Raw genomic sequence first — 12,624 nt, forward strand, 5'->3', positions numbered from 1 at the left:
ATACGTTAGTTTGCCATACCATTTGAAAAAATTGTAGGCTACGGTTGACATCTATTTTAAATAAGAGTAACATTTTCAATGTAATGAAAATAAGTCTCTGTTAGGTGAGGCTCCTGTATAGAGAAATGCTACTGCCCAAAAATGTCGAGAGACGCCAATGGGTCAACAGGAATGATCGAATTAAGGTTTTTCTTAACGTAGCTGGTAATGTACCTATGCTATACAGTGCTAAAACTCGGTGAGGGAGAGGTCCGTAGATTTCTAATTATATTAGAAATCGTTTATTTGTGTATGTAATGGCCGCTACTCTCTTAAGGGTAGGGGTCTTTTTTGTTACCAAGCTATGAGTAATTTCATATTATAAACTATAAAATTAAACGAGGAGATGAGGAGCATGTCAAATTCTGACTCGGTTCCGTTACCCATATACTTCAAATCAAAAATATATGATGTAGGCAGGAAACGATTTGTTCCTCCCTCTATATTTATCACAATGTAGCGTTTATAAAGCGCGAGACACTTTCACAGTAAAGTGGATAAATTGAGAAACAAAGCGTTTCTTCCTATGTTGTAAAGGAGGAGACGATAATATGTTATATGCAAACAAAACTGTGGGTAACACGTCATATAAACTAAGTAAAAAATCAATAAAAGAACAAACAATGCTCCAAAAAAATAAAGATTTATTAATTGAAATTGCAACAAGAGATGTAAAATCTGTATTTGCATATTTTAAAACAACAAGAGACGGACTATCAATGAAAGAGGCACAAAAACGTATTCAAGTATATGGCCGAAATGAACTAACTTCAAAAAGAGCACTTCTTGCAGAAGTAATGATGAAGCTAGGTGGCATGATTCCAGGTTTTTCAAAACAACGTGTGTGTGATGAATTACAACGTGAAACGATTACTGTATCTAGAGTAGAATGTTCTAGTAGTACAGGGTTAAATAGTGAACTGAAAATGATGGAGATACCTGTGCAAGAACTTGTACCTGGAGATATGATTTTTCTTTCGGCTGGAGATGCTGTGCCAGCTGATGTACGTATTATTTATGCAGATGATTTATTAGTGAATGAGTCTGTGTTAACGGGAAACGAAGAGAATATAGAGAAGTTTGAGAGCTGCTATCACCTTGAACGTAAACGATTTATTCCATTAAAACGGATGAAAGATTATAATCCACTTGAGCTTGAAAATGTATGTTTTAAAGGTTCGCATATCGTTAGTGGAAATGCAAAAGCTATCGTTGTTTCTACTGGAAAAAATACGTATTCAGGCATCTTGCATACTTGTTGTAGTAGAACGTCTTAATGTGTTAATGGTGCTAAATATACAAAAACAATGTATAATAGACAAAGTTGAGCAAAAACGTAGAATGGTAATCTATTTATATAACCTTACGTGATAACGTAAGGTTATTATTTTTTTAATAGGAGAGGAATTATGAAAAAAGTATTATTAGTTGATGGTATGGCACTATTATTTCGTGCTTTTTACGCAACAAGTGTCTACGGACAATTTATGAAACGACAAGATGGAACCCCTACGAACGGGATTCATGGTTATATGAAACACTTATTAACAGCTACGCAAGCGATCGAACCAACACATATCGTTACATGCTGGGATATGGGAAGTACGACATTTAGAACAGAATCGTTCTCGAATTATAAAGCAAATCGTGCAGCGCCACCAGAAGAATTAATTCCTCAATTTGATTTAGTGCAAGAAATGACTGCAAAATTATCCATTCCAGTTATCGGTATGAAAGGCTACGAAGCCGATGATTGTATCGGTACGCTTGCAAAACAATATTGCAATGAAGCTGAAGTTTATATTTTAACAGGTGATACGGATTTACTTCAACTTGTTGATAAGAGCGTTACAGTCATGCTTCTGCGTAAAGGAATTGGAAATTACGAATATTACACACCGGAGAAAATCATGGAAGAAAAAGGTGTAGAGCCGTGGCAAATCGTCCATGCAAAAGCTTTCATGGGAGATACAAGTGATAATTATCCAGGTGTAAAAGGTATCGGTGAAAAAACAGCGTATAAGCTTATTCAAGAGCACGGAACAGTATCCGCTGTACTAGAAAATGTAGGATCATTAACAAAAGCGCAGCGTACGAAGATTGAAAGTGATTTAGAGAACTTAAATATTTCGTTACAATTAGCCCAAATTCACTGTGAAGTTCCAATTTCATGTTCACTAGAAGAAGGGTTACACACAATGGATGAAGAAAAACTTAGATTTGTTTGTGAAGAAATGAATTGGGGAAGACCTGAAATATTAATAAATATGCTATAAATAGTTTGGAAAGAGGGATGTTGCATAAGTCGAACTTTGACTTGGTGACACCTTCTTTTTGTTTTTGTAAACAGTATTATAGTAAATAAAATTATGTCGAACTCAATTTTAAATATATAAATGTTTTGACAAGATATAATGATAAAAGTTGATGGAAATAGTAACTTTTATAATGAAGTGAATTAATTTCAACATAGTTTTAGATAATCACTTTTTTCGTGTTCACAAAGTTGTCAGAAAATAAACGGAATTTTCATATGAAGTTCAAATAGAATTCACAACAATCAATTATTATAAGAACCACAGATAATTCTTTATCTTTTATATAAATCATCCCCCAAGGAGGACAATGAAAATGAGAAAAAAAGTGAGAAAATCTTTTAAACAATTATTAATTGAAAATAAACAATCACTATTAAATAATAAAGAAAATATGAAAGAAATCGAGGAGAGAATTGAGAAACGACATGTAGCATATAGTGGTGCCAGTAATTAAATAAACTAAAAAAAATAGCCTATATAGGCTATTTTTTTTATTTTATATTGAAAAAATGCTAATCAGCTCTTTAATTTTGTAAATATGCAAGATATTTTTATAGCGTTTTTCTATCAATATTACTCATTTTTCGAGGTTGAAATTGGTATATACCAATTTTTGAGATTTCCTATTCATAATATTACAAAAAATGTTACAATACACTCAAATTTATACTATAAAATCATTTTAATATGAAAAATTGGAATGAAAAGAAAGGAGGGGAATATGAATAAAGATGTCGCTTTGAAATGATTATTATCATTTCATTAGGAGTTGATGTAAAAAGATGAAGAGATACGAAGAATTGGACTCTATAAGAGGGATTTCTTCATTAGTAGTAATGATCGGTCATCATTTAATGATTTTTTCAGCATTTCAAAATTACAGTTATGAAGATAATAAGCCATTTGTTGTGTACCTATTAAAAGAAACGCCTGCTCGTCTAATTTTTAGTAGTGGTAACGAATCAGTTATTATCTTTTTTGTTTTGAGCGGATTTGTTTTGTATGAATCTATTCAAAAAAACTATAGTAGCTATGGGTCATACCTTTTAAAACGTATATGCAGAATATATATTCCTTATATTGTGGCAATAATTATAGCTATTGTATGCCAGATTACAATTAGTGAATATGGTATTTCTTATTTAAGTGAATGGTTTAATCGCTCATGGACGATTGAAAGTTCTTCAAGCTTAATAGCGCAACATATTTTATTGGTTGGGAAATATAATACAGATGCATATAACGGTGTAATTTGGTCACTTGTCCATGAAATGCGAATATCAATAATTTTCCCGTTAATTTTGATGATTTGCTTACGAAAAACGTTGAGGTGTTCATTACTATTATTGTTTAGTTTTAGTATATGTTCTGTCGTAATATTATTTTTGTTTCGCTCGGGCTTAACATTAACAAGCTATGCATTAACATTGCATTACACGGTGTTGTTTTTACTCGGAGCACTAGTTGCGAAGTATAAAAATAATTTAATAGTTTTTTATAGTAATTGTACTAAAAACACAAAAATTACATGGTTTTTATTTGCGATTTTACTTTTTATGTATGAAGGGCTTATAGGAGAAATTAAAGTGCTCAATAATTTTATATTTCGAGACTATGTAGTGGCGATAAGTGCATGTCTATTTGTCATATTAAGTTTGTCAATATCAACTTTGTCGTCCTTGCTACGTAATAAATATTTGTTATATTTGGGGAAGATTTCTTACAGTCTTTATTTATACCATATTATATCGTTGTTTTCCCTTATATACATGCTCCATGAAATATTACCGTTGCCAATTATTTTAATTTTTTCACTTGTTTTTTCGTTTATACTTGCAATGCTTTCGTATGTATATGTAGAAAAGTTTGCATTCGGAGTTGGAAAGTATGTAACAAAACAAGTGGATAGAAGAGAGAAAGGGTTATCTGTAAAGAGTGAATTGCAGGATGTTATTCAGAAAAGGGCGGTGAAATAATTGAAGCAAGAAATGAGTATAAAAGATTTTCAACAATTATTGAAAAGAAGATTCGTAACGATTATTTTAACGATGTGTTGTTTAACCGCTTCTTTAGTTCTTATCTCTATGTATGTTTTAAAGCCGTCATATCAATATTCAACGCAAATTCTTGTTGGGAATTTAGATGAATTTAATAAGGAAAATTCAACAAATAAAACACAAGAGAATAAGCAACTAGTAACATCGTATGTTGATATTTTAAAAAGCCCATTAATTATTTCAACAGTCAAAAAAACTTTGAAATTAGAGCAATCAAGTCATGAATTAGCACAAAAAATCTCGGTTGTGAATACGGACAACTCACAAATTGTAACTGTTACAGTAAAAGATTCCAATCCGAAAATCGTGAAAGACATTGTAAAGACATTGGCAGAGCAATCACAAAAAAGCTTTCAACAGTACACAAATGTACAAGGGGTGAAAGTATTAACGGATCCTGAGTTACAGGAACAGGCTGAAAAATTGTTTCCGAAATTTCAACTGATCATTCCTATTTCTTTAATTGTTAGTTTTTTTGTTGGAATAGGTTTAGCTGTATTTCGAGATTATTTTGATGAACGTATATACACGGAACAGGATTTAGAGAAAATAACAACAGTCTCTGTTATTGGTCACATAAATATGAAACAAAATAGAAAAAAGAAACCTACAGAGGTTGATAAAAAATCATCTACATATCGAGGTGAACATGTCGATGTTTAGGACAAAGAAGCAGCTGCCATTCAATTTGCATGATGATCTGATGAAAGAGCAGTTTTATACGGTGTATCACGAGCTGAAAAAATCCGGAAAACAACTGTTCACAGTTAGTTCAACGAAGAACAGAGGTGTTGTTGCCTCGCTTATAGTAAATATGGGTGTAGTGTTTGCGGAAATGAAAAAAAAGGTGTTACTTATTGATGTGAATTTTTCTGACCCTAAACTACATGTATTATTACAAAGTGATCACATGATAACAGTAAACGATATAATAAGCTTTTCCTCCTGCAATTATGAATCTTTTTCTAGTAATTTGTCTAAATACTTATATTGTATTCCTGCAAAAAAAACAGTACATACAGGGACGCCCTTAGTTGCTATGGATGAATTTGATAATGCGATTGCTAAGTTGAAAGAAGATTTTGATTACATTTTCGTTTATTCTTCTGAAGTATTTGAACTTCCTGCTACGCACATTATTGCAGGGAAATGCGATGGAGTGGTTTTAGCAGTTAAAAAGCAAAAAGATTCATTACGTACAGTGCAAAAAGTAATAGCGGATATAAATAGGAAAGAATGTGAATTAATAGGTATAATTTTATATTCTTGAATGTGGGGGTAACGATCCATGATTCGTGAAACAAATCAAGCCAAGTTGTATACGATTCCGGCTCAAGAAAAGCCTAGCATATTGAATCGAAGTGTAAAACGCTTGTTTGATATTATATTTTCAATCATATTGTTACTATTAACAATACCAATTATGTTGTTCTTTTGTATTATGATTACTTTAGAAACATCAGGGGCTCCAATATACTTTCAAGAACGTTTAGGTATAAACGGGAAGAAGTTTAATGTATTTAAATTAAGGTCGATGGTAAAGGATGCTGAAATGAACGGACCACAATGGGCAAAAGAAGATGATCAAAGAATTACAAAAGTTGGATTGTTTATAAGGAAAACGAGAATTGATGAATTACCGCAACTTTTAAATATTTTAAGAGGAGATATGTCTTTTGTAGGCCCTAGACCAGAGAGAGAGTTTTTTTATAATGAGTTTGATGCGTATATTCCAGAATTTAAGGATCGTTTAATGGTAAAACCAGGCTTAACAGGATGGGCACAAATAAATGGAGGGTATAATCTTGATCCAAAGGAAAAGTTGAGGCTGGACATGGAGTATATTGAAATGAAAACGTTTCGGATGGACATCCGTATTTTATGTAAAACCGTTTTAATTGTATTGAACGGCAATGGTGCAAGATAAATATATATGTAAACAAACAACATATGTAAGTAGGTTACTTGCAAAGGAGAACTTGTATGGGTAGATCTATTCTAAACAATATTATCCATCTATTTTATAGTACGATTTTAGCTAACCTTCTTCAGGCCGTCAGTTTAATTGTTTTAGCAAACTTTTTTAACGCACAACATTATGGGATGTTTAGTGTTGCCATAGCAGTGACGTTTGTTATGTTATTCTTTACAGACTTAGGACTTAGTAATACGTTTCTTCGAGAAGGGGCAAAGGATGGAGCAGATTTAGAGCAGATTTTATCATCTTATATAAAAATAAGGATGATTCTACTTATTTTTATTTCTATCATCGGTTATATTGCTATTCATTATATGTATGAGGATAAAAATTTAATTTATATGATGATAAACGTAATGTTTTTCATGTTAATAGGATTAACTTGGCAAAACATAGGGATTGCCTATTTTCAACTGACGGAACGTATGAAGTATATAGCGCTCATAAAAGTTGTATCAGCATCAGTTGTCATTATAATTACATGTTTTTGTATTTTCGGAGAGTTACCGGTGTATGTAACAGCTCGCTTATATGCTTTTGGGTATATGATCGGTGGTTTATTCAGTATATATATCATGAGAAGAAAGACGAAAATGAATATGAAAGTCGTAATTCATAAAGCGTTATTTTGGCAATTAACTCCCTTTATTATTAGCGGTTTTTTAATAATGAGTACGCCACAATTAGCGCCTATCTTGCTTAACTATACATTGCCATTAAGTATGGTAGGTGTTTTTGCAGTGGCGTACCGGATGCCGGCAGCTTTATATCAAGTACCAGGGGTAATTGCAGGTGCATTTTTTCCGGTGCTCTTTAAGCATTATAACCAGAATAATATAGAAGAGCATACGAAATTAAATTTACTTCAAATTAAATCAATGGCGATTGTAGGAATATGTATGACGATCGGTTTATATCATTTAGCACCATACTTTATTTCTATATTTTTTCATGAAGAATGGAGCAATGCAGTAGAACCACTCCAAATATTATCATTTCTTATTGTGCTACAAAGTTTAAATATTGCCATTGCTGACGGTTTAACGACGAGTGGATGTCAAAATAAGAGAACTGTTGTGCAGTGTGTAGCATTGGTGATAGGTGGGGTTATGCTTTATAGCTTTAGTAGTCTTGGTGGAGTGATAGGAGCGGCATACGCTATGGTTTTATTTGAAATAGTCGCTTTAGTGGGATATATAGCGGTAAGTGTAGTGAAGAAAAAAATTGTATTCCAAATTGTAATACCGTATACAATTTATTTTGGTGTAACCTTTATTGGAGTGCAATATATATTGCATACATATCATTTAATTGCGCTTGTTCTTAATATACTAATTGTAGTAGCTGCCATATTCCTATATGATTATGAGCTAAAAAAACTTCTTCTTTCTTTTATAAGAAAAATACGCAAAAAGGATTATATTACGAAACAGGGGATATAGCCTATGGAAAATAATATGAAAGTATCGATGGGATGGATTATTCTTCTAATATTATTTGTTATGTTAAGTAAATACAATTTATATATTGGATTTTCATTGAAGATATATATGATTTTTTTAGTCATATATTTTTGTTTAACAATTAAAGACTTTCATATTCAAAAGTTATATTTTCATGAAGTTATATTTTTACTGTTTTATTTCATTTATTGTTTAAGCGGAATTCTTTCTATGTATTTAAATGCTAGTATTCGTATGATTTTTGGCGTGCTACTCGTTTTAGGATGCTATTTTATAATGAGAAATTTATTGGGGAATACTGAAATAGTGGTACTTGAATCATCTATTGCTTATGTAGGAATAGTATTTAATGTTGTAAGTCTACTACTCTATATAATCGGTTTACAATACTTTAGTTTATACGGTGGAGAAGAGAGAGAAATTTTTGCTGGATTATTAGTTGATAGAGGATATCCACGGTTAATTGGATTGCTAGATGATCCTAACATTTTTATTTTTTATAATACAATATTTTTTATGTACTATATGACGAATTTACAAAATATCACTAACATCCTAGGGTTAATTTTATGTGTTACGACGAGTCTATTAACCTTTTCAAGGGGGGGGATATTAGCGCTTGTGCTTGTTGTTTTTGTATATATATGTATGTCTAGTTTCGCTAAAAAAATAAAAATAATTATGAGTTTAGTATTGTTTAGTGTAGTTATTTTTAGTTTATCGAATAGTGTAATGGGGGGCCAATTAGATGACATATTAAATAAACGAATTTCTGATTTTTCCCATGATAATGGAAGTGGTAGATTTACATTATGGGAAGCTGCTTTTAAATACTATTTATCCAATCCATATATCGGAATCGGTGCTTTTAACTTTTCGAATTATTATGAGTATCAATTTAATGAAAAATTATATGTACACAATACATTTTTAGAAATTTTGTCTGAATCGGGTACAATTGGTTTTCTTCTATATAGCGCGTTTTTATTCATATTAATGTTCAAGTTAGCGCAGCATACTTTGTTTCGTGAAAAACCATACCTTCTATTGACTATGATTGCATTTTTATTTCAGATGATGTCATTGTCACTCATTATTAACGAAGCATTCTTTTTATTTTTAGCAGTTGTTGTGAAGTATATTTCAATATATGAAGGAAGGGGAAAGATAGATGGTAAAATGTCTATCAGCACATAATAAGGCGCCTCATGTTTCTGTAATAACACCTTCTTATAATAGTAGACGATTTATAGGTGAGACAATTTTATCTGTACAGAATCAATCGTATGAAAACTGGGAAATGATTATCGTTGATGACTGTTCAACCGACCAATCTGCCGCAAAAATTAAAGAGATAATAGAAGGAGACTCACGGATTAGGTTATTATCATTAAAAGAAAATGTTGGTGCTGCTAAAGCTCGGAATTTAGCGATTCGAGAGGCGAGAGGAAGGTACATTGCCTTTTTAGATAGTGATGATATATGGTTGCCGCATAAATTGAAGACACAATTGTTATTTATGGAAGAAATGAATATTGCTTTTTCATATGCGTCGTATAGTTTAATTGATGAAAATGGTAATGAATTAAATCGCGAAGTGAGTGTACCAAAATCTGTTGATTATCATTATTTAGTAGGAAATACAATTATCGGGTGTTTAACGGTGATGATTGATCGTGAAAAAATTCCGTATGTCGAAATGCCTAGTGTACAGCCGGAAGATACAGCGTTATGGCTGAACTTATTACATGAAGGGCATGAAGCAAAAGGGATACAGCAAGTATTAGCGAAGTATCGAATTGTAGCAAATTCTGTTTCGAGAAATAAAGTTAGAGCAGCTTTTCGGTATTGGAAATTATTAAGGGACCAAAAAAGTCTTAATGCAGTGCAAAGCTTTTACTATTTTAGTAAGTATGCTTATCATGCTTATAAAAAAAATAAAATCAATGTAGTTGGGAAGACGCAATTATGAACATACTGTTGATGACAGATAAATTGATAACTGGCGGAGCCGAAAATTATTTCTGTAAATTAGAAAATAATTTGCATTATGAGGATTTTAAGATTTATACAGCTGCAGGTGATGGAGAACTATATGAATCCCTTACTAGAAAAGAAAATTTTATATTACTTAGTCGATGGAATCATTTGAGAAATATTTATTATTTACGAAACGAAATTTGTAAACGAAAGATAGAACTTATTCATGCAAATAGTTTGCGAATGGTATTATATGCTTTTCTACTTCAAAAGTTTATTAAAAAAAAGATGAAAATTGTTTATACGAAACACAATGTAACGATATTAGAAAAGAAAATGCCAACGCTTTTTCGGTATTTCATGAATAAATATGTGAACAATATTATTACAGTAAGTGAGTTTGAAAAGAACAATTTAATTTCAATTCATGTAGCAGAAGAAAAAATAAATACAATTTATAACGGTGTCGATATTGAAAAGTTTTTATTCCAGCAGAAAAAGAAAGAATCTACATATAAAATAGGGATATTAGCTAGATTATCCAAAGAGAAAAACCATCAACTATTTGTCAAAATTGCAAATGTGTTGAAAAAGAGAAATGATTTTATGTTTTATATTGCTGGTGATGGACCAGAGAAAGAATCGATTATGAAAGAAATAGAAAAATATGGATTGCAGCAAAGGGTGAAGATGCTAGGGAATATTTCAGAGCCGCATGAGTTTATAGGGAATATGGACGCCTTACTTTTATTATCTTTTCGTGAAGTGTTTCCAATGGTAGTAATTGAAGCGATGGCTACAGGGACACCAATTGTTTCAATAGATGTTGGTGGAATACATGAAGCGGTAATAGATGGAGAGTCAGGTGTTTTGATATCTGAATATTGCGAATCCGAATTCGCAAGTGCGCTTGAGGAACTACAAGGGAATGAAGAAAAGGTAACTGCTATTAGATTGAAAGCACGAGAGAAAGCAATGAGATATTTCTCGTTAACTAAAATGATAGAAGAAACGAAAAATATATATGAATTAAACAAATGACCGAGTAGGTCGTTTGTTTTTTTTATTATAGAAACTTTTAAGAGACAACTCACATATTATATGAAAAAGGTAATATGAGGAGTGAATTTATTTTGTCAGAATATATTTCTTCCCAAGAAGATTGTGCGCCAGAAAGTAGCGTTCACATTGATTGTTTTGGGGCAGTTCCGAACTCAGGAAATGATAGTTCATTAGCAATTCAGCAAGCTATTGATTATTGTGTAGCGAATCGAATTTCGACGGTTAGAATTACAGGGGTAAATACGTACAAAATTGTAAAGCCGATTGTTATTAAATCAAACGTAAGATTAGAGTTAGATCCTACCGTAACGCTGCAAATTGATGGGGATTTTAATGCATTTGCGCTACAAAGTAACGCTTCGATAGTTGGTGGTACTATTCAAGTTATAAATCCATTGTTTCAATCTGCTGTTATTTATGTTTCTGGTTCACAACAAATCGAAGTACCTAATCAATCTGTTATATCAAATATAAATATAATAAATACAACTCCATCGTATAAAGGAAAAGCTATACATTTTTATTGTCAAAAGGCATGGGATTACATTAGTTTCTTTCAAGTTAAATTTATTCAAATTAAAAACTTTCAAACTGCAATATATTTGAAAACAGAGTATATAGATGATATCAATACACCTTGCTGGATTAACGCTAATGTATTTCAATCTATATTTATTGATGGATGTGGGTATGGGATTGAAGTAGATGGAAATAGTGATTTGCCAAATGAAAGTTCAGGAAATACGTTTCATGATATTCAAGTGCAATGTAGACAACAAACGAAAAAAGTAATTCGTTGTTCAGGTGCGTATAATACATTTGATTGTATGATTTGGGATACGTACCGGATGAGTAGTGAACAAATTGTCATTGAATTTTCTTCTAATTCTCATCGTAACTACCTTTTTTCAAATCTGCTTTCAACAACTATTGTAGATAAAGGTCAATATAATGTTTGTAAGTCTACTTATGAAGAATCCCTACGAATTCAGTTACCGTTGACTTTAAATAGACCTCATTTAATAGGGAATCAAGATGATATTTTAGTAAATGCTCAGCAGAAATATAACGTTAAGCAAGTAAGTGGAAAAGTGCCGTACGGAGGGAATCTCACAAATTGCTTTAATTTAATAGATGAACAAAGTGTAAACTATATTGACGTTCCAGATAGTAACCCAGTTGTCATTGAACTTGATTTTACGAAAAAACCAATACAAATGTTAAATTGTTTTGGAATGTATTTTGGATGGGGAGAGAGCCCAAAGAAAATTAAAATTGAATATGCATTAAGTGCAACTGGAAGTTGGGTTATCGCGTTGGATGTTCCATTAAATGTTGGGGATACAATTATCTCGAATATGAAGGCCAGTCAGTTATATAAAGTTAGAATTACATTAAGTGGTTATTCTCAAGATCATAAACGTTTTCGAATTAATCGTATCTTTGCAAGATCTTCTATGGAAAATGGGAGTGCTTGGTTAGCGACAACTGGCGGAAGGATGTTTGGAGATATTGAAATAGAGGCAAGTAAAGGTATAATCATGAAGACTGCTAGTGGAGTGAAATGGAAAGTTACTATTAATGAAGCTGGCCAACTTATTACGACTAAAATAACTTGAGGTGGTGTTTAATCGTATATCCTTGGACGAGTTACAACGTAGTGGAATATAGGTAATGAAAAAGAGATTGTAATTTGGTTTCAACCAAACTACAATCTCTTTTTTGTT

At 31.8% G+C, this 12,624-nt stretch carries 12 protein-coding genes and 1 riboswitch; all 12 genes read left to right on the plus strand.

Translation table 11 applies throughout. The annotated features are described in order from the left end of the window. Positions 1 to 89: 89 nt before the first annotated feature. Positions 90 to 255: riboswitch (M-box (ykoK) riboswitch) on the plus strand. Positions 256 to 590: 335 nt separating this feature from the next. After that, positions 591 to 1,316 carry a P-type ATPase gene (locus ACTFRY_RS12290; RefSeq protein ID WP_098616268.1) on the plus strand — a complete coding sequence of 242 codons (726 nt, stop codon included), beginning with the start codon at positions 591 to 593 and terminating at the stop codon, positions 1,314 to 1,316. Positions 1,317 to 1,448: 132 nt separating this feature from the next. Beyond that, complete coding sequence (locus ACTFRY_RS12295) at positions 1,449 to 2,315, plus strand: 5'-3' exonuclease (RefSeq protein WP_000757076.1); 867 nt, start codon at positions 1,449 to 1,451, stop codon at positions 2,313 to 2,315. Positions 2,316 to 2,670: 355 nt separating this feature from the next. Further along, entirely contained in the window at positions 2,671 to 2,811 is a 141-nt protein-coding gene (locus ACTFRY_RS12300; protein WP_001228048.1) for an FbpB family small basic protein, read from the plus strand. A 328-nt stretch (positions 2,812 to 3,139) separates the two neighbouring features. Then, positions 3,140 to 4,333 (plus strand): acyltransferase family protein, encoded by a 1,194-nt coding sequence (locus tag ACTFRY_RS12305; protein WP_000833057.1) that lies wholly within the window; start codon positions 3,140 to 3,142, stop codon positions 4,331 to 4,333. After that, on the plus strand, positions 4,334 to 5,077 hold the full coding sequence (locus ACTFRY_RS12310) for a YveK family protein (RefSeq protein ID WP_000807050.1): 744 nt from the start codon (positions 4,334 to 4,336) through the stop codon (positions 5,075 to 5,077). After that, the gene (locus ACTFRY_RS12315; protein ID WP_141541452.1) at positions 5,064 to 5,684 is read left to right on the plus strand and encodes a CpsD/CapB family tyrosine-protein kinase; all 621 of its coding nucleotides are present in this window, start codon (positions 5,064 to 5,066) and stop codon (positions 5,682 to 5,684) included. Before ACTFRY_RS12310 ends, ACTFRY_RS12315 begins: the two co-directional genes overlap by 14 nt. 18 nt (positions 5,685 to 5,702) lie before the next feature. After that, positions 5,703 to 6,341: a sugar transferase gene (locus tag ACTFRY_RS12320; RefSeq protein WP_016117500.1), complete on the plus strand. Its 639-nt coding sequence runs from the start codon at positions 5,703 to 5,705 to the stop codon at positions 6,339 to 6,341. A 56-nt stretch (positions 6,342 to 6,397) separates the two neighbouring features. After that, positions 6,398 to 7,834, plus strand: a complete 1,437-nt coding sequence (locus ACTFRY_RS12325) for an oligosaccharide flippase family protein (protein ID WP_000533736.1) — start codon at positions 6,398 to 6,400, stop codon at positions 7,832 to 7,834. 3 nt (positions 7,835 to 7,837) lie between these two features. Beyond that, positions 7,838 to 9,052, plus strand: coding sequence for an O-antigen ligase family protein (locus ACTFRY_RS12330; protein WP_016117501.1), 1,215 nt, complete (start codon positions 7,838 to 7,840; stop codon positions 9,050 to 9,052). Beyond that, positions 9,027 to 9,827: a glycosyltransferase family 2 protein gene (locus tag ACTFRY_RS12335; protein ID WP_000237694.1), complete on the plus strand. Its 801-nt coding sequence runs from the start codon at positions 9,027 to 9,029 to the stop codon at positions 9,825 to 9,827. The genes ACTFRY_RS12330 and ACTFRY_RS12335 overlap by 26 nt, the downstream gene beginning before the upstream one ends. Beyond that, positions 9,824 to 10,876 (plus strand): glycosyltransferase family 4 protein, encoded by a 1,053-nt coding sequence (locus ACTFRY_RS12340; protein WP_001023684.1) that lies wholly within the window; start codon positions 9,824 to 9,826, stop codon positions 10,874 to 10,876. The genes ACTFRY_RS12335 and ACTFRY_RS12340 overlap by 4 nt, the downstream gene beginning before the upstream one ends. 92 nt (positions 10,877 to 10,968) lie before the next feature. Next, positions 10,969 to 12,516, plus strand: coding sequence for a hypothetical protein (locus tag ACTFRY_RS12345; protein WP_000006055.1), 1,548 nt, complete (start codon positions 10,969 to 10,971; stop codon positions 12,514 to 12,516). The last annotated feature ends 108 nt before the right edge of the window (positions 12,517 to 12,624 follow it).

Source organism: Bacillus cereus group sp. MYBK195-1 (assembly GCF_051916605.1).
Lineage (GTDB): Bacteria > Bacillota > Bacilli > Bacillales > Bacillaceae_G > Bacillus_A > Bacillus_A cereus.

What these genes read in the sequence shown, in the direction of transcription:
- ACTFRY_RS12290 (WP_098616268.1), top strand. Translation starts at nt 591, where the DNA reads ATGTTATATGCAAACAAAACTGTGGGTAACACGTCATATAAACTAAGT.
- ACTFRY_RS12295 (WP_000757076.1), top strand. Translation starts at nt 1,449, where the DNA reads ATGAAAAAAGTATTATTAGTTGATGGTATGGCACTATTATTTCGTGCT.
- ACTFRY_RS12300 (WP_001228048.1), top strand. Translation starts at nt 2,671, where the DNA reads ATGAGAAAAAAAGTGAGAAAATCTTTTAAACAATTATTAATTGAAAAT.
- ACTFRY_RS12305 (WP_000833057.1), top strand. Translation starts at nt 3,140, where the DNA reads ATGAAGAGATACGAAGAATTGGACTCTATAAGAGGGATTTCTTCATTA.
- ACTFRY_RS12315 (WP_141541452.1), top strand. Translation starts at nt 5,064, where the DNA reads ATGTCGATGTTTAGGACAAAGAAGCAGCTGCCATTCAATTTGCATGAT.
- ACTFRY_RS12320 (WP_016117500.1), top strand. Translation starts at nt 5,703, where the DNA reads ATGATTCGTGAAACAAATCAAGCCAAGTTGTATACGATTCCGGCTCAA.
- ACTFRY_RS12325 (WP_000533736.1), top strand. Translation starts at nt 6,398, where the DNA reads ATGGGTAGATCTATTCTAAACAATATTATCCATCTATTTTATAGTACG.
- ACTFRY_RS12330 (WP_016117501.1), top strand. Translation starts at nt 7,838, where the DNA reads ATGGAAAATAATATGAAAGTATCGATGGGATGGATTATTCTTCTAATA.
- ACTFRY_RS12335 (WP_000237694.1), top strand. Translation starts at nt 9,027, where the DNA reads ATGGTAAAATGTCTATCAGCACATAATAAGGCGCCTCATGTTTCTGTA.
- ACTFRY_RS12340 (WP_001023684.1), top strand. Translation starts at nt 9,824, where the DNA reads ATGAACATACTGTTGATGACAGATAAATTGATAACTGGCGGAGCCGAA.